The sequence below is a fragment of the Legionella steigerwaltii genome, assembly GCF_001468065.1.
Taxonomy (GTDB): Bacteria; Pseudomonadota; Gammaproteobacteria; order Legionellales; family Legionellaceae; genus Legionella; species Legionella steigerwaltii.
This window is the reverse complement of sequence record NZ_LNYZ01000001.1, coordinates 412254-429274: the sequence shown is the minus strand read 5'-3', so window position 1 is coordinate 429274 and position 17021 is coordinate 412254. Positions and strand designations below refer to the sequence as shown.

Below are 17021 nucleotides of genomic sequence, written 5' to 3'. Positions count from 1 at the left end.
ACCCAGGCTACACATGTTCTTCGTCAGCTACACATTAATATTATGCTTCTTGTTCTTCTAATGCATAGGATTGGAGAGTAGTTTGAGTTAGATCCAACAACTCTCTGATTGCAACAAAAAACATCGTGTAGTTCAGTACCGTACTTGCCTTTAGATCTGCCAAAATGTAGCGCCAACGCTGAATTAGTGCACGATGAGACTCTCCCCAAGAAGCAAGACGTGCTTGAAAATCTGGATTATCTCCATCATAGTTGATCAGTCCGGCAGTAAGTTCGCGTTGCTGCCAATCCAAATCGTCTCGCAAAGCTTCTCTAGATAAAGATTCCCAATGATTCTCACTTGGATGCATAATAATTTGTTTTCTTATCCAAGCCAGATCCAGGAACTCACCTATTCCAAAATAAATTTCAGCAACCTGAGCTACTTTCATATTTTTCTTGTGCGCGATTTCTATAATGTCTGTTGCTGCAAACAAGCCTCGTGTTACAGTTAACTCGTGAGCTAAAGCAGGAGGAATACCTTGATCAATAAGCTCTTGGTTATGTTCTTCATATTTTGCTCGTCGCTCTTCATTTAAGACAGTTGGGGCGCACATCTTTAATTCAACAACCCCTTGCGCATAAAGTTTTACTACTTCCGAAATATCTAAGGATCGACGTTGACTACGTAAGAACCAACGTGTAATGCGCCGTGACAATCTGGAATAAAGCATCATCATTTCTATTTGTTTTTTAGCGCTAACCTTGGTGCCCAACTCCTCGATTTGTTTCCAAACAGATTCCAAATTAAGCACTGAACGAGTAATCATATAAGCTCTTACAATTGCTGAAACTGGAGCGCCGGTTTCATCCTGCAATCTGTAAACGTAAGTAAAACCCATTTCATTTACTATGATATTACTTAATCGAGTTGCGATAATTTCCCTTCTTAATGGATGAGATTGCATTTGTTTGCTAAATCGCTCTTGCAAAGGTTTAGGAAACGAACTAATTAAGAATTGCGTCATATAACTTTCTTCAGGAACACCGGAAGCCAGAATTTGTTCCTTCAAAATTGTTTTACTGTAACACATCAATACAGCAATACTAGGACGCATCAAGCCTTTGCCCATCAATTTACGTTCTAAGATGACTTTATCATCAGGTAAATACTCTAGATTACGGTCGATTTTCCCTGAACGCTCCAATTCGCTTATATAACGACTTTGCAAATCTAATGCTTGTAAAGGTTGTGCTGCCGTTAAGCTAATTGCTCGTGTTTGTAAGAAATTGTCACGAAGTACCAATTCACTTACTTCATCAGTCATCTCAACTAACAGTTCATTACGTTGTTTTGGGGTTAAATCGCCAACTGCAACAATGCTATTAAGTAGAATCTTAATATTCACTTCTTTATCAGAGCAATTAACACCACCAGAGTTGTCAATGAAATCGGTATATACCATTCCACCATTTATCGCGTATTCAACGCGTGCCAGTTGTGTTAACCCTAAGTTACCGCCCTCACCCACAACTTTACAACGTAATTGTTTTGCATTAACCCGTGTAGCATCGTTGGTTCGGTCACCAACATTCGCATTGGATTCAGTGCTGGCTTTAACATAAGTTCCTATTCCCGCGCTCCAAAGTAAGTCCACCTTAGCTTTCAAAATTGCTTTAATTAACTCATTTGGCTCAATTTCTGTCTGTTTAATTCCGAAAACTGCTTGCATTTCTTTACTGACTGGAATTGATTTAGCATTACGATTAAATACACCGCCTCCCTTGGAAATAAGTTTTTTATCATAATCTGTCCAATTTGAACGAGGTAAATGAAACAAACGCTCTCGTTCTTTATAGCTGGCTTCTGCATCAGGATCTGGATCGACAAAAATATGAATGTGGTTAAAAGCACCAACTAACTTGATGTGTTTTGACAACAGCATGCCATTACCAAAGACATCTCCTGCCATATCTCCTATACCAACAACAGTAAAATCATTATTTTCTATGTCTATATCCAATTCATAGAAATGACGTTTTACAGACTCCCATGCACCTTTGGCCGTAATTCCCATTTTCTTATGGTCATAACCTATTGAACCACCTGAGGCAAAAGCGTCGCCTAACCAAAAACCATATTCTAATGAAATAGCATTAGCAAGATCGGAAAAAGTTGCTGTACCCTTATCGGCAGCAACTACAAGATAAGGATCATCTTCATCATAACAGATAACATGTTCAGGTTTGACAACCTTACCTTCAACGTAATTATCGGTAATATCGAGTAGCCCACGAATAAATAATTGATAACAGCCTATTCCTTCAGCCATTATTTCTTCACGTGTACCATTTACAGGGATCAGCTTAGGTACAAAACCTCCTTTAGCGCCACTAGGTACAATTACTGAATTTTTTACTTGTTGTGCTTTCATCAAACCAAGTATTTCTGTACGGAAATCTTCTCTGCGATCAGACCAGCGCAAACCACCGCGAGCCACCTTGCCGCAACGTAAGTGAACTCCCTCAAAACGAGGAGAATAAACAAAAATTTCAAACATAGGATGCGGTTTTGGTACACCAGGAATAATCTTACTGTTTAACTTAAGCGAAATATAAGGTTTATGATGCCCATCTTTATTTAATTGATAAAAATTAGTACGTAATGTAGCACTAATAGCATGAATGTACTGCCTGATTATTTTATCTTCATCAAGATTTGATACGGTATCAAGATCACCTAATATTTCAATGGATAAATCGGTAAAACGATCTTCTCGGTTAGGATCATCAACAGGATTACAACGAATTTCAAATAATCTCACTAACTTTTTAGCAATGGCAATATTATTATTTAACGCCATTTCCATATAGTCTTGGCTGAAGGTAATACCAATTTGTTTAAAATACTTAGCATAAGTACGCAAAACAGCTACTTCACGCCAATTAAGACCTGCCGCTAAAACGAGCTGATTAAATCCATCATTTTCAGCTTGTCCAAACCAAACTTTAGCAAACGCATTCTGGAATAATTCTTTAATTTCATCAAGATCAAACTCAATTGGTTTATTATATTGCATTGCAAATTCATTAATCCATGCGACATTGCCACCCTCAAATTTTAATGGATAAGGCCGTTCACTAATCGCACGTAAACCCAGCTTTTCTAATATTGGCAAAACATCAGATAAAGGAATGGTTGTATCATGTTGATACACTTTTAATCTAAAACTGTTTTCTGATTCATCTAATGGTTTATAAAAATTAATACCTAATGGCTGTTCCGGTGTAAGCAATTCGATATGTTTAATGTCGTAGACCGCTGTCCTTGCAGTAAATACATCACTATAAGCAAGTGGAAATGCATTTTTATAACGAGCATAGAGGCTATTTGCTTGTTCTTCCCCATAAGTCTCATATAAATGAGTTTGTAAATCATCTGTCCATGAGCGACCTGCTTCAATCAGTTTTCTTTCAATTTCTTTTAAATCGTATTCAAGTGGCAAATTCGGATTAATTTTGATAATAAAATGAACGCGCGCCAAAACGGACTCAGTAAATTGCTGTGAATAAGTAGTCTCAATAGAGTTAAAACTCTCATCAAGAATTTTCTTCATAGCCAATCTTAATTCCGTATTAACCCTGTCTTTTGGGACATATACCAAACAAGAAACAAAACGGTGATAAACGTCAACACGTGCAAACAAACGAATACGCTTCCGGTCTTGCATGTAAAAAATACCCATTGCAATTTCCAGAAGCTCTTCTTCTGTTCCTTGAATCAAATCATCTCGTGGCAAAGTTTCAAGAATATTTAACAAAACCTTACCTGCATGGCTGCGTGGATTTAATTTGGAATTTTCCATAATGAGCGCTACCTTACGCCTCAAGAATGGGATTTGCTTGGGGTTAGTATGATAAGCAGCAGAAGTATAAAGCCCGATAATTCTTCTTTCGCCAATCACCTTTCCTTGTGCATTAAATCGTTTAATTCCAATGTAGTCCGTATAAGCATCACGATGAACACTTGCTAATGTATTTGTTTTTGAAGTCACTAAGATACGTGGAGATAAGGTAAATTCACGTACTTCTGGTGTCATCGCAGAAATACTACGTGTCATTGATTTAGTGACGTTTTCACGCAAAAGTCCTAATCCGGTATTTGGAACAGCTTGTAACACTGTTTCTTTACCTTTTTCTACCAACTCATAATCTCTCATCCCTAAAAAAGTAAAATGATGGTCTTCAATCCAATGTAAGAATGCCTTGGTCTCTTCCACTTCATCCAAGTCGAGTATCGAAGATACTTTATCAATCTCTGAAATTGCTTCTCGAACTTCAGCGCGCATTTTTTCCCAGTCTTCATAAACAACTCGGTTATCTTCAAGAGCCCGTTCACATCCTTTATGCAACTCTTCAAGCACCTTAGGATCAGTTTGTCGATCGATTTCGATGAATATTGGCGCTTCATGAATTACATCTTTTTCATCTAACATTTGATTGCGAGGTAAGATCTCACAGACTCGATTATTTTTATCTCTTTTAACGCGAATACCGCCCATATGAATGGTCAGATGAGAGGATAGCCCCATTCGATGAATTACCAATCGGATTGAGTCAACTAAAAACGGCATATCATCACAAATAACTTCGATTACAGTATGCGTTGTTTGCCATCCATGACGTTCATATTCTGGATTATAGATTCTAATTTTCGTCTCATGTGGTGCACGTTCACTAATTAAAGACCAAAAATTTACTACAGCACCATAAAGATCATCGATAGTCCATGTACTAAGATCCTCCATCGCTACGGTACCATATAACTGTTTGGCAAATTCGGCGCAAAACTCAGCTTGCTCACCAACCATAGAGCTTCTAATTTTATCTACAATGGCTTCAATTAATAGATCTTTACCCTCTTCAAACTTATAAGACATTGTTGTTTTACCTCGTCGATTTTGCCTCAGCTCTACAGCGAGAATTGTTGTTTAAAAAAAATAACCAGCCACCCTCACCTAGCCAGTAAATATACTAGTTAAATGAGGGTGGCTCAAAAAAAATATGTTATACTAAGTGCTTGTTGGCATCTACTTCTGTAGTCAAAGCCAACAAACCCTAATATCATGAATCACTAATCGCTATGGTTTTTGTATTTACAAATTCTAATATACCTTCCTTCGATAGCTCACGACCATAGCCGGATTCTTTTATTCCACCAAATGGTAATCTGGGATCAGAAGCCACAAAAGCATTAACGAAACAGGCTCCAGCCTCTATTTCATGAGTAGCTATATGCTCTCCCCTTTCCAAATCGCGGGTAAAAACCGCTGCTCCTAGCCCATATTGGCTTTGATTTGCATAAGCAATACCTTCTTCCTCATTATTGGCTGTGATAATCGCAATAACAGGGCCAAATAACTCTTCATCAAAAGCAGGCATGCCTGGTGTTACCTGAGTGAGCAATGTTGGCGGATAATAAAAACCTTTTCCTTCGGGAATTATACCACCTAGCAATAATTTAGCACCTTGTTTCAGTGATTTTTCTACTTGAATATGCAAGTTTTCACGCAGATCTGAACGAGCTAATGGACCAAGCTTCGTTTCCGAATCAAGTGGATCACCCATTTTAAATGTGGACACTTGCTCCGTTATTTTTTGTACCAATTCTTTTTCAGCTGATTTTAAAACAATGATACGTTTAGCGGCAATACAGACTTGACCTGAATTATTAAGTCTTGAATTGACAATACACTCTGCTGCCAGATCAAGATCTGCGTCGTCAAGAACAAGATAAGGATCGCTTCCACCGAGTTCTAACACAGATTTTTTTAAAAACTTTCCTGCATGGCTTGCTACAGCACTACCAGCACGCCCACTACCTGTCAAGGTAACTGCAATAACATTTGGATGTTCTATAATCTTAGCCGCTCCATCATTATCAACAATTAAATGTTGAAACACATGCTCCGGAAAACCTGCTTCCAAAAATAATTCTTCGATTTTGTTCCCTGTTCCTGTTGAAATAGGCGCATGCTTCAAAACCGCTACATTTCCAGCCATTAGAGTAGGTACAGCAAAACGGAAAACCTGCCAAAATGGAAAATTCCATGGCATGATTGCAAAGACAATTCCAAGAGGCAGATGGCATACTTTTGCTTTTTTCATCTCAGTCTTGATTATTTTTGGAGCGAGATATTCTTCTGCATGTTCTGCATAATGTTCACATAACCAGGCGCATTTATTAATTTCGGCTTTACCTGCAGTAATAGGTTTACCCATTTCAGATGCCATTAAATGCGCCAATTCGTCTGCTTTTGATTTTAAAAGTTGCGCCATTTGCAACATTAACGTGTTTCTCTTACTAAAAGGTGTTTTTCTCCATGCCAGAAATGCCTCATGCCCTTTGTTGAGTCGTTCATGAGCTTGCTGCACATTAAGACAATCATAATTTTGAAGTATTTGTTCCGTCGCAGGATTTACAGTTTGAATTTTCATGATCTCTCCATACAGAATAAAGTATATTTAACTAAAGTTATCAACTCTCCTTGCACACTACTTTTGATTATTGATACTATTTTTATGTTTTTTAACTTTTATAAAAGAACAATAGTTTAACTCAATATATCAATATAACTATTAAATATTTTTAGAAATCCATATTTATTTAAGAGAGAATGCTTTTAAGCAATATTTTTTTATTAACACTAGGATAATTGATGAATTTAAGCAAACAGCAATTCCATCCATTACAATACGTAGCGGCCTGGTCAGTGCATGTCTTTACTGCAAGTGCAGCCTGTATTGGTATCTTTTCATTAGTAAAAATGTATCAACACGAATATATTTTTGCTTTATGGCTTATGCTGATTACAGTTGTTATTGATGCTGTTGATGGAAGTCTTGCCCGGTTGTTCAACATTAAGAAAATTTTACCTAAAATAGACGGCGCGCTTCTTGATAATATTGTTGATTATTTGAATTATGTGATAACCCCTTGTTTCTTCTTACTCGTCAGACCCGACATGCTTCCGCCTAACTACTCGGTGTTCCTGATTGCCGCGGTTTCAATTACTTCTGCTTATCAATTTTGTCAATCTGATGCGAAAACACCAGACCATTTTTTTAAAGGATTTCCATGCTACTGGAATATTACCATTTTATATATGTTTATATTTAACACCTCAGCTACAACGAATGCCATTATATTAATTATCCTCTCCATCCTTATTTTTGTACCTGTAAAATATGTATACCCTTCAAGACTAGACTATTTAACTGAATCGAAAGTATTAAAAGTGCTTATGCATGTTTGCTCTATCATTTATGCAATTAGTTCTATTTTTCTACTTATTACTTACCCTAATACAAACATTATTTGCCTTGGCCTCTCTTTGTCATATGTTGGTATGTACTTATTTTTAAGTTTTTATAGGACCTATTACCCAATGATTAAGGCAAAAATTTCCGCACATAAGGAATAGTGCCTCTATTTTTTTATTGCGGGATAGACTTTGCATTTTTTATGATTAAAATAACCCCCAAAGTTTACTTATTGAGGTAATTATGTCTTTAGTCCATCAAATTAATAAATCGATCATGTTATCCGCTATACTAATTAGTTCAACACAGGCTGCTAGTATGTTTCCAAGAGGATGTGAAGTTACAGGTTTTGGCTATAGTCAAAATTATCTAATTTTAAATGAGACAGGAAATCAATCTTATTATTTAATACAAAATCATTCTGACTCTAGAGTTGAATTGGAGCGTGTAAATACTGAAGAAGCATTTATGAGTCCTCCGTTACATGCTACATTAGATCCAATGAGTTGGGGCGCATTTGCTTCTGATGTCAAAAATTTGAATTTTAAATGTTATAAGCGCGTTGATGAAAACACTACTCTTGTTGACTGCCGTAATGTGTTAGACGTATGCCAATACCCAAGAGTTAAGTTCGCACTAAGTAATATGGGAAATTATTGGATTTCATTTAATAAGCCCCAAGGTGCAATTATACAAGAATCAGTAGCAAAAGGGATTTACTTAAAATGGTGATATGTGGCTAAAAAAATATTTATCCTATTGGGGTGCCTTGGCTCACTTATAATAGTATGTGGTCTTTTGAAGTTTTTTGGAACTACGCCTCCTCAACTTCATTCTCAACTTTATTATTTTATTGGTGGGGTTGCATTACTTGTAACTGCTATTTACTTTAGAATGCTTTACTTCATAGCTCTTCAATTAATACTTATTGCAGGGCATGCAGCAATTTTATTAGGTAGTGGACCCTATACGCAATTTTTCTTACCTATATTATTGTGCTGCCAGCTGCTTACGTTCTATTTAATGCTAGGTAAAGAAAATAAAATATTTTTAATTTTGGGGGTTTTTGGAATTGCCTTGCTTTCTATGGGGTTTGCCTACAATGATAAATGGATATTTTTTTCAGGTAGTTCGTTTGTAGCTATATATGCTTTCTACAGCGGACATAAAGGATTACATGCCTCTTATATTTGGGCTGTTCTGAATACGGTAATTGCCTTACTTGCACTTTATAGAATAATTTTAATGTAGCGTATGTACAACAAAAGATAGCTTTGTGTTAAATATTTAAGCTTATTTGCTAGAGAAACCTGGGTTATGCTAGCGCTTCACCCAGGTTGCGATACGATTGACGCTTACTTAGCTGGAACAATTTCAACATGCAGTTTGGCAATAACATCACTGTGAACATGTATCTCAACAACGAAACTACCGATTGAATGAAGAGGACCTTCAGGCATTACGATTTCACGCTTGACCACCTCAATGCTTTTCTCAGTTAAAGCATCTTTGATTTCATTAACACCAACGGAGCCATATAATTTACCTTCATCACTCGCCATAGCGCTAATAACCAAATTGGTATCATTCAATTTAGCAGCACGTTGCTCAGCAACAGCCAATGATTGTTGTGCTTTTTTCTCTAGCTCAGCTCGGCGCTGTTCAAACAATTCGATATTTTTTGGTGTTGCAAATACCGCTTTATTTTGTGGTATCAAGAAATTACGACCATAACCTGATTTTACATTTACTTTATCACCCAGGTTACCTAAATTTCTCACTTTTTCTAATAAGATAACTTCCATCTTAATAACCCCTTAAATTGATTCGCCAACCCTTGAAGGGAAATACGATCTAAAATTAACTAAACTATCTAATGAACCAAGAACAATGTAGGCACATAATACAAAAGTTGGTTTCACTAACATTAATAACATTAATAAAATGAATACCTTAACTTTTCTCTTACGAGAGAAAATAAAATAAACCAGACCAAATCCAGAAGCCAAGAAATAACACAGCACTATTGGAAGGACATTCATAGCCAAAGGAATTTCATAAAAAGTTGCTAACGAAACTCCTAAAAAAACTAAAAATGAAAGTCTGCCACTTCGAAATGCCATTAGTTCATTCCTGAAACCACCAGGTAAAAATAACTTGGCTTGCATCGTTCGAGCAAACATCAAGGAAACTGTTGCAGAAACAATTACACTTAATATCTGAATTCCGAAAAACAATTGCGCCAAAATTACTGAATTTATGCCATTAAGAGCAGAATCAACCAACTCCTGGTATTGTGTCAAAATCATTTTAAACTGATTAAATTGTTCAACGATAAAACCAGGTACTAAAAGTTGAAGAAACAGACATCCCGAAAATGCCAGTATAAAAAATACTCCAGCCACTGCTTGCCATTTCTGCGTCTTTCGCAAACTCAATGCAGCAAAATAGCATGGAAGATAAGCAATAAGAGTATTAATTATTGCCCCGGATAATGGTATTAACATTATCAGTGGAACTGAATGAATAACAAGCGCAGGCAGCAAAACATCAAAACCAGATTTCGCACCCTTTCTTAATGTCACTAAACTAACTAAAGCAACTGAAATCCAGGATGCAAAAGGTAGCACTGAAAAAATAACAGCATAAAGAATTGCTTGCTGCTTATTTTCAAGTACTAGCTTACATTGTCTTGTTATAAAATTGCCTGCTCGCATCATTATTATTTATTTATGGCTATCACAATAAGGCAACAGACCAAGGAATCTGGCTTGCATAATTGCTCTTGCCAATTGTCTTTGAAAACGAGTTTGTGTGCCAGTAATACGACTTGGTACAATTTTACCGGTTTCAGATATATAATTTTTCAGCAAATTGATGTCTTTATAATCAATTTCATTACCGCCTTCAGCACTAAAACGGCACATTTTTTTTCTACGAAAATAAGCTGACATATAAGGCTCCTCTTAAGCAGATCTGGTTTCTTTTTCTTTCTTCATCAAAACAGATTCAGTAGTGATCGCTTGTTTTTGACGAGTAATTAAGTTTCTGATAATTGCATCATTAAATTTGAATGCATTTTTTATTTCTTCCAGAGCTTCAAGACTACATTCAATATTCATAAGAATGTAATGCGCTTTATGAACATCACTTATTGGATAAGCTAATTGGCGTCGACCTAAGTCTTCTTTGCGGTGGATCACACCACTGTGCTTGCTTATGATCCCTTCATAGCGCTCAACCATTGCTGGTACTTGCTCGCTTTGATCAGGGTGCACAAGAAACATAATTTCATAATGTCTCATGATTTCTCCTTATGGATGAAGCCTTCTGTCATCAAAAAAACAACAGTAAGGCAAGGTTTATAAAAAAGCTGCCAATTATAACCATTTTGGTTACATCATACAATTATTAATCAATTAAAATGATGAAATTTCTAAATAAAACTAGAGAAAATCAGAGTAAATTGATTTTTTATGAGTTTGTATTAATTTTTTAGTGACAAGTATCCATAAATTAGGTTACCGTGCATTAAACAAATGTTATTGATTTTACAATTAACTTATTTAAAAGTTACAGAGGGTTTTTAATGGATATAATTTCTCTTCAGTTTGAAGAACCTTTAATAATTCATATTGGTGATGCTGCTGTTAAAATTTTAGCTTTTAAAACACAAGAACATGGAAATATTAAATTTGGTGTTGACGCCCCTAGATCAGTTAATGTGCATAGAGAAGAGATTTTTCATGCAATTAAGCAAAAGCAACAGCTTTTAGAAACGGTCGAATAATCGATTAAATGAGTCAAGTATCATCTCGTTCAATTATAATTTTTACCGGATTAATTCTGGCATTATCTTCTTTCGCTTTTTTAATAAACCATTTTTTTTATGGATATCCAGGTAATAACTACTTTCCTGAAGGTATCCCAGGTTTAATAGTAACATTAATTCTTTTAAACCTTGGACTTGTCCTTTATTTTCCCCCAGGAAATAAATATAGATATGCTGGTCGAGAACTGATTTATTTTTTTATAGTAATGAGTGTTGTCGCAATAGCAACCAATGCAGTACAGCTAACTCCTTTTCCAATAGTTGATCCATACATCATCAGATTTGAAGAACATTTGAATATCCAGATGGAAAAAATATTAGTCTGGACTAATAACCATCCTTACTTTAAATATGTGCTGGGTATCATTTATGATAGCCTGACCTATCAAATGAGCATTTTACCTTTACTGATCATTTTTACATGTCGTTTTCATCTGATTAGAGAGTATTATTTTTATCTGTTATCTACGGTTTTAATTGGTTTTATTGTTTATTATTTTTTCCCTACAACTGCTCCTGCAAGTATCATCAGCAGTCCTTTATTCTCCGCCGAACAAATTGATACTGGCCTTAAGTTCAGACAAATCCACCATTATATTAATCCAACGACTAATGAAGGAGGATTAATCGCTCTGCCTTCTTTTCATACAATCTGGGCAATATTGTGCGTAAATTTACTTAAAGAATGGCCTATTCCTTGTTTTTTATTGTTGATAATTAATTTATTACTTATTGCATCCTGTGTTTTGCTGGGGTGGCATTATTTAACCGATATTGTGGGAGCGCTAATCATATTATTCATAAGCTATTGTCTTTTAAAATACTGCAGTCAAGAGCAGTCCTAGTTTGCTAGAGCAGTGACTATATATTAAATTTTTCGTATCAAGCCCGTAGGATATGCAAGCTCATTTTGGATTACTTTGCTATTAATGAAGTTGGAAAGATTATTAATTCTTAATTGATTTTGTAGTGCTGCTTGCAGCGACATACTGTGTTGTTCACTCAAGAGAGGATGTATTTGTATTACCCATTTCCCTTCTTGTTTTCCAATTTTTACTGGTTCGTTGATTACTCGTACCGGAGTTCCTGTTGGAACGATATGAAATAAATATTCAATGTCATCCGGAAACATACGAATACATCCGGCACTTACCCTCATACCAATCCCATCAAGCCTGTTTGTACCATGAATTAGAAAAGTTGGCCACCCCAGCCGCAAAGCATGTTGTCCAAGGGGATTGTAAGGCCCAGAAGGAAACTCATCAGGAAGAAAATCACCATTTTTCTCTGCTTCGGCGCGCAGATTTTCTGTTGGGCGCCATTTAGGATTTGCCTCTTTTGATATAATTTTAGTTAACCCTAAAGGTGTATTCCATCCTTTTCGACCAATACCAACGGGAAAAGTAATTACCACATTCTCATTTTCAGGAAAATAATACAGCCGATATTCAGCTAAATTAATAACAATTCCCTTTCTAGGAACATCAGGCAAAATATACTGGGCGGGAATTACGAGTCGTGAATTAACTAGTACACGCTTAGTGTCAATTTGAGGATTTGCTCTGACAATTTCATAATATCCAACATCAAAACGTTTTCCTATCTCATCAATTGTTTCATTTGCTTCGGATAGTGTGTATTGAATTTCTCCAACAACATCCCCTGCTGGAGGTAAAACCAGAGTGGTTGCATGAGAAATAAACACACAAAGAAATTGTAAAGAAATCAAAAAAAATAATCTTTGCTTGGTTAAGATCATTTGTAGTGAATTATCCATAAATGTAGTGACATGATCTGATTTGTTTTTAAATTTTGTAGCCTGGGTGCAGCGCAGCGGAACCCGGGTTTGTAACATCAATAAAATTTTTCAAGCCCGAGTTCCGCTGCGCTGCACCCAGGCTACATGTTGCATAAAAAACAGAATCAAATCACAAACTTTCGTCTACCTTGAACCGTTTACCATACTTGGATTCAAGAGTTTTAAATAAATTTTCTAAATTATTTGCACCAAAATCCTTAGCATAGTTCATTGGGCCACCACGAAATGGAGCAAACCCGGTAGCGAAAATCATGCCTGCATCAAGTAAATCCGCATCAGCAACAACACCTTCACGCAAACAGGCAGCTGATTCATTAACCATTCTGAGGATTAACCGGTCTGCAATATGTGGATCAATTGGCTTATTAGGCTGTTTCTTAATTGGTTTGCCATTTTTATATTGATAAAACCCTTTGCCTGTTTTACGACCTAATTTGCCATCTTTAACCATGTCACGTAGCTTCTGTGGAACAGTTCCGCCAAAATGACTCGTTAAATTTTCAGCAACAGCTAGTCCAACATCCAGTCCAACTGTATCTGCCAGCTCTACCGGTCCCATGAACATACCAAATGATAGTGCGGCTTCATCAATAGTCTCAGCACTGTATCCTTCATCCAATAATTGAACACATTCCATAAGGTAAGGCATTAACACTCGATTTACTAAAAATCCTGGGCTGGATTTAACTGGTAATGGGAGTTTGCCAATTTGATTAACAAAAGCGCACGAATTAAGCTCAACTTTCTTGGAGGTTTTTGTGCTGCTCACTACTTCGACCAGGTCCATCTTAGCAACCGGATTGAAGAAATGAATTCCAACCAAACGATTAGGATTACTCATTACACTACTCATTTCATCCAGTGGTATGCTTGAAGTATTGGTAGCAATGATGGCATCTTTTTTGGCGAGCTTCTCAACTGCTTTCATAATTTCTTGTTTTACCGCAAGATTTTCGAAAACCGCTTCAATAATGACATCAGCTCTTGCAATACCATGCCCTTCGGGATCAGGGATTAAATTATCCATTGCAGCTTGTATAAGGCGTGGTTTACGCAATTTTTTCTTATACAAAGCATGAGCTCGGCCAATCGCAGGGGCAATTTGGGCATAAGATTGATCTTGTAAAGTCACTCGCAATCCACGTAGTGCACACCAGGCAGCAATATCACCACCCATCACGCCCGCACCTATAACATGTATATGGCTCGCTTTAAAATCACTACCTTTTGCAAAACCTTTTAAACGTTCACGTAAAGAAAAAGCACGGATTAGATTTTTTGAAGTAATTCCAGTTGAGACTAAATGCTCTACAGAGTCTATTTCCTTCAAATAAGCCCTATCTCCCATACCACCTTCTTTTTCCCATAGATCAACGATGGCATAAGGTGCTGGATAATGTTCTTTTCGTACACGCTTAGCCACATTTCGACGCATTAAAGCAGCAATGGGCTTTCTCAACCATGCCTTATTCGTTAATCCCTGTACGAACGAAGGTTTATGTCGCGGTGGTTTGTTTTTAATAAAATAAACTGCTGCTCGTTTTAATTGACGTACAGGAACTACATCATCAACCATGCCTAAGCTCTTGGCTTTTGCAGCAGGAACTGCACTTCCGGTTAATATAATTTGTGATAAAGCGTTAAAGCCACCAATTAATTGAGGTAAACGTACAGAACCACCCCAACCTGGGTGTATACCCAACATCACTTCGGGTAAACCGATACGAGTATCTTTTTCATCACTAGCAACTCGATAGGTACAAGCAAGAGCTAATTCGTAACCTCCGCCCATGCAGAAACCGTCTATCATAGCAACACTAGGAATTGTAAGTGCCTGTAATCGAGCAAACACTGCTTGTCCTTTTCGCAAGAAATCTACAGCTTGAGCCGGGGTTGCGAATTTTGAAAATGAATTCACATCTGCACCCGCGATAAATCCTTTTTCCTTAGCCGAATAAACAATCAAACCTATGGCGTTTTTATCTTGTGAAATTTCGTGCAAGAGACTATTAAGTTCATCCAGTACTTCTTCATTAATACTGTTCACAGAAGTATCTTTCCTATCCAGGGCTAGCCACAGAATATTGTCACTGTCTCGTTGCAAGTCCCAATGTTTGTAATTATTCATGTCCTTTCACCTCAGTCACTCTTTCAAGATACATAGCCCCGCCCTGTCCTCCACCAATACAGATAGAAGCCATTCCTCGCGACTCATTTCTTTGTTCCAATGATTTTAAAACGTGTAAAACAATACGCGCACCACTTGCACCTATTGGATGCCCAGCTGCGATTGCTCCTCCATCACGATTGAGTTTTTCTAATGAAGGACCACCTAAAGGTTTTTCTAAACCCAATTGAGTACGGCAATACTCTTCGTCATTCCATGCTGCGACACAACCTAGAACTTGTGCTGCAAAAGCTTCGTTGATTTCCCAGCAATCCATATCTTCAGGCGTCAACTTTTGTCTTTGCAGTATGGGGGTTGCAGCATGAACAGGACCTAGCCCCATTTGTGACGGATCAAGTGCAGACCATTGTGAATCGACAATTCGACCAATTACTTTTAATCCATGTTTTTTTACTGCATCAGCACTCGCTAATAATAATAAACAAGCCCCATCAGTTATTTGTGAGCTATTACCTGCGGTGACCATACCATATTTTTTATCAAAAAATGGTTTTAATTTAGCTAATTTTTCTACGGTTGAATCTGCTCTTAAACCATCATCTTGCGGATAAACTTTTCCTTTATAGTCAATAATTGGTGATACTTCTGTCATCCTATTTTCGCTATAGGCTTTTGCCAGTCTTAAATGACTTTGATTGGCAAACTCATCCATTTGTTCACGAGTAATATTAAAACGGTAGGCAACTTTCTCTGCTGTTTGCCCCATGTTCATGCCAACTATGGGATCTGTTAAACCACGCAGCAAAGCAATAACAGGAGCCAGATAAGCCGGTCTAAATTGCGTTATTAAACCTAATTTTTGACCCATACTCTTAGCAGCATACCAATTGGCTAACCAGGATGCCATTTTTTGGTTGAACAATAAAGGAGCGTGACTCATTGAATCCGTACCGCCTGCAAGAACCAAATCGCTGCGACCACTCGCAATTTGGATAGCCGCATTATCGAGAGCCTGCATTCCAGAAGCACAATTTCTCATCACTGTAAACGCGGGTACATTATTACCACAACCCAAACGCAAGGAAACTACTCGTGCAATATTCGCTTCATCTGGACTAGGCATAGCACAGCCAATAATCACTTCGTCCAACTCAGTTGGCGCAAAAGGTTGGCGATTTAATAAGGTCATCCCTGCAGCTACCGCTAAATCAGATCCAGAAAAAGGACCTATTCCCTTGGCTTTGAGAAATGGTGTGCGATTTCCATCAACTACATACACCTCTCGACCATGTAAATTCGACTTCTGTTTCATCGATCCTCCTTATTTTTAAATTGCGGTCACATCACTGCAACGATATTTCATTAAAAGAGTAACGCTCTCAATGAGCATGTCCTTAATAGAGATAACAAAAGGACCAAAATCTTTTAACTTAACGCCATTAGTCTTCACTGATATTAGTTCTGATTTATGAATGATAAAGAGTAGCAGCAATCATGAAAATTTGGAATTTTTATAAAGCATTAAAATATAAAATTATTAAACTAACTTTTTGAAAAAATAAGTACAATAAGCTTGATCAAGCAATTAACTGCACACTGATTAATTATAGATCAATATTAATGCATCCAAAATTTTTACTTCGCCAACTTTCTGTTTCAATTTATAAATCATGCATATTGACGCCATGAAAATACCTGATATACTGCCCAGCCATTGATTGGAGAGATGGCCGAGTGGTCGAAGGCGCTCCCCTGCTAAGGGAGTATGGGAGAAATCCCATCGAGGGTTCGAATCCCTCTCTCTCCGCCAGTCAACGCGCCCGTAGCTCAGTTGGATAGAGTATCTGGCTACGAACCAGGGGGTCGGAGGTTCGAATCCTTCCGGGCGCGCCATTTCCAAATATAAATCACAAAAGAAGAAATCACTCCGAAATAGTTGCC

General features: G+C 37.1%; 14 protein-coding genes and 2 tRNA genes. 7 read left to right on the top strand and 9 right to left on the bottom strand.

Going from position 1 to position 17021, the window contains the following annotated elements; translation table 11 throughout:
* Window positions 1–40: 40 nt before the first annotated feature.
* Both Lstg_RS01805 and Lstg_RS01800 read right to left on the bottom strand, forming a co-directional pair.
* Window positions 41–4918 (bottom strand): NAD-glutamate dehydrogenase, encoded by a 4878-nt coding sequence (locus Lstg_RS01805; protein ID WP_058475944.1) that lies wholly within the window; start codon window positions 4916–4918, stop codon window positions 41–43.
* A gap of 184 nt (window positions 4919–5102) precedes the next feature.
* On the bottom strand, window positions 5103–6476 hold the full coding sequence (locus Lstg_RS01800; protein WP_058475943.1) for an NAD-dependent succinate-semialdehyde dehydrogenase: 1374 nt from the start codon (window positions 6474–6476) through the stop codon (window positions 5103–5105).
* Window positions 6477–6697: 221 nt separating this feature from the next.
* Here Lstg_RS01800 and pcsA point away from each other — a divergent pair, with 221 nt between their 5' ends.
* The 3 genes from pcsA (at window position 6698) to Lstg_RS01785 (ending at window position 8552) form a co-directional block, all read left to right on the top strand.
* The gene (gene pcsA / locus Lstg_RS01795; RefSeq protein WP_058475942.1) at window positions 6698–7462 is read left to right on the top strand and encodes a phosphatidylcholine synthase; all 765 of its coding nucleotides are present in this window, start codon (window positions 6698–6700) and stop codon (window positions 7460–7462) included.
* A gap of 82 nt (window positions 7463–7544) precedes the next feature.
* Complete coding sequence (locus Lstg_RS01790) at window positions 7545–8033, top strand: hypothetical protein (RefSeq protein WP_058475941.1); 489 nt, start codon at window positions 7545–7547, stop codon at window positions 8031–8033.
* Between the two features lie 3 nt (window positions 8034–8036).
* Window positions 8037–8552, top strand: a complete 516-nt coding sequence (locus Lstg_RS01785; protein ID WP_058475940.1) for a hypothetical protein — start codon at window positions 8037–8039, stop codon at window positions 8550–8552.
* 104 nt (window positions 8553–8656) lie between these two features.
* Here Lstg_RS01785 and rplI read toward each other — a convergent pair whose 3' ends face one another.
* From rplI to rpsF, 4 genes are read right to left on the bottom strand one after another with little or no spacing between them, the layout of a single operon-like run.
* The gene (rplI, locus tag Lstg_RS01780; protein WP_058475939.1) at window positions 8657–9106 is read right to left on the bottom strand and encodes a 50S ribosomal protein L9; all 450 of its coding nucleotides are present in this window, start codon (window positions 9104–9106) and stop codon (window positions 8657–8659) included.
* Window positions 9107–9118: 12 nt separating this feature from the next.
* On the bottom strand, window positions 9119–10021 hold the full coding sequence (locus Lstg_RS01775) for a hypothetical protein (RefSeq protein ID WP_172462835.1): 903 nt from the start codon (window positions 10019–10021) through the stop codon (window positions 9119–9121).
* Window positions 10022–10027: 6 nt separating this feature from the next.
* Window positions 10028–10255, bottom strand: a complete 228-nt coding sequence (rpsR, locus tag Lstg_RS01770; RefSeq protein ID WP_010653600.1) for a 30S ribosomal protein S18 — start codon at window positions 10253–10255, stop codon at window positions 10028–10030.
* A 12-nt stretch (window positions 10256–10267) separates the two neighbouring features.
* Complete coding sequence (rpsF, locus tag Lstg_RS01765) at window positions 10268–10606, bottom strand: 30S ribosomal protein S6 (RefSeq protein ID WP_058475938.1); 339 nt, start codon at window positions 10604–10606, stop codon at window positions 10268–10270.
* Window positions 10607–10890: 284 nt separating this feature from the next.
* On the opposite strand from rpsF, the gene Lstg_RS01760 reads away from it, so the two are divergent.
* On the top strand, window positions 10891–11091 hold the full coding sequence (locus Lstg_RS01760; protein ID WP_058475937.1) for a carbon storage regulator: 201 nt from the start codon (window positions 10891–10893) through the stop codon (window positions 11089–11091).
* An 8-nt stretch (window positions 11092–11099) separates the two neighbouring features.
* Window positions 11100–11978 carry a phosphatase PAP2 family protein gene (locus Lstg_RS01755; RefSeq protein WP_058475936.1) on the top strand — a complete coding sequence of 293 codons (879 nt, stop codon included), beginning with the start codon at window positions 11100–11102 and terminating at the stop codon, window positions 11976–11978.
* Window positions 11979–12001: 23 nt separating this feature from the next.
* Here the strand turns inward: Lstg_RS01755 and Lstg_RS01750 are convergent, their stop codons facing one another.
* The 3 genes from Lstg_RS01750 to Lstg_RS01740 form a co-directional block, all read right to left on the bottom strand.
* Window positions 12002–12910: a L,D-transpeptidase family protein gene (locus Lstg_RS01750; RefSeq protein WP_172462836.1), complete on the bottom strand. Its 909-nt coding sequence runs from the start codon at window positions 12908–12910 to the stop codon at window positions 12002–12004.
* Window positions 12911–13061: 151 nt separating this feature from the next.
* Window positions 13062–15080 carry a 3-hydroxyacyl-CoA dehydrogenase NAD-binding domain-containing protein gene (locus Lstg_RS01745; protein WP_058475935.1) on the bottom strand — a complete coding sequence of 673 codons (2019 nt, stop codon included), beginning with the start codon at window positions 15078–15080 and terminating at the stop codon, window positions 13062–13064.
* On the bottom strand, window positions 15073–16392 hold the full coding sequence (locus tag Lstg_RS01740) for an acetyl-CoA C-acetyltransferase (RefSeq protein ID WP_058475934.1): 1320 nt from the start codon (window positions 16390–16392) through the stop codon (window positions 15073–15075). The genes Lstg_RS01745 and Lstg_RS01740 overlap by 8 nt, the downstream gene beginning before the upstream one ends.
* Before the next feature lie 408 nt (window positions 16393–16800).
* Between Lstg_RS01740 and Lstg_RS01735 the strand changes: the two genes are divergently transcribed.
* Together Lstg_RS01735 and Lstg_RS01730 are read left to right on the top strand one after the other, a co-directional pair.
* Window positions 16801–16890: transfer RNA gene (locus Lstg_RS01735), tRNA-Ser, on the top strand.
* Window positions 16891–16896: 6 nt separating this feature from the next.
* A tRNA-Arg gene (locus tag Lstg_RS01730) sits at window positions 16897–16973 on the top strand.
* Window positions 16974–17021: the final 48 nt, after the last annotated feature.

What these genes read in the sequence shown, in the direction of transcription:
- Lstg_RS01740 (WP_058475934.1), bottom strand. Translation starts at nt 16,392, where the DNA reads ATGAAACAGAAGTCGAATTTACATGGTCGAGAGGTGTATGTAGTTGAT.
- rpsF (WP_058475938.1), bottom strand. Translation starts at nt 10,606, where the DNA reads ATGAGACATTATGAAATTATGTTTCTTGTGCACCCTGATCAAAGCGAG.
- Lstg_RS01760 (WP_058475937.1), top strand. Translation starts at nt 10,891, where the DNA reads ATGGATATAATTTCTCTTCAGTTTGAAGAACCTTTAATAATTCATATT.
- Lstg_RS01750 (WP_172462836.1), bottom strand. Translation starts at nt 12,910, where the DNA reads ATGGATAATTCACTACAAATGATCTTAACCAAGCAAAGATTATTTTTT.
- Lstg_RS01800 (WP_058475943.1), bottom strand. Translation starts at nt 6,476, where the DNA reads ATGAAAATTCAAACTGTAAATCCTGCGACGGAACAAATACTTCAAAAT.
- rplI (WP_058475939.1), bottom strand. Translation starts at nt 9,106, where the DNA reads ATGGAAGTTATCTTATTAGAAAAAGTGAGAAATTTAGGTAACCTGGGT.
- Lstg_RS01775 (WP_172462835.1), bottom strand. Translation starts at nt 10,021, where the DNA reads ATGATGCGAGCAGGCAATTTTATAACAAGACAATGTAAGCTAGTACTT.
- Lstg_RS01805 (WP_058475944.1), bottom strand. Translation starts at nt 4,918, where the DNA reads ATGTCTTATAAGTTTGAAGAGGGTAAAGATCTATTAATTGAAGCCATT.
- pcsA (WP_058475942.1), top strand. Translation starts at nt 6,698, where the DNA reads ATGAATTTAAGCAAACAGCAATTCCATCCATTACAATACGTAGCGGCC.
- Lstg_RS01790 (WP_058475941.1), top strand. Translation starts at nt 7,545, where the DNA reads ATGTCTTTAGTCCATCAAATTAATAAATCGATCATGTTATCCGCTATA.
- rpsR (WP_010653600.1), bottom strand. Translation starts at nt 10,255, where the DNA reads ATGTCAGCTTATTTTCGTAGAAAAAAAATGTGCCGTTTTAGTGCTGAA.
- Lstg_RS01755 (WP_058475936.1), top strand. Translation starts at nt 11,100, where the DNA reads ATGAGTCAAGTATCATCTCGTTCAATTATAATTTTTACCGGATTAATT.
- Lstg_RS01745 (WP_058475935.1), bottom strand. Translation starts at nt 15,080, where the DNA reads ATGAATAATTACAAACATTGGGACTTGCAACGAGACAGTGACAATATT.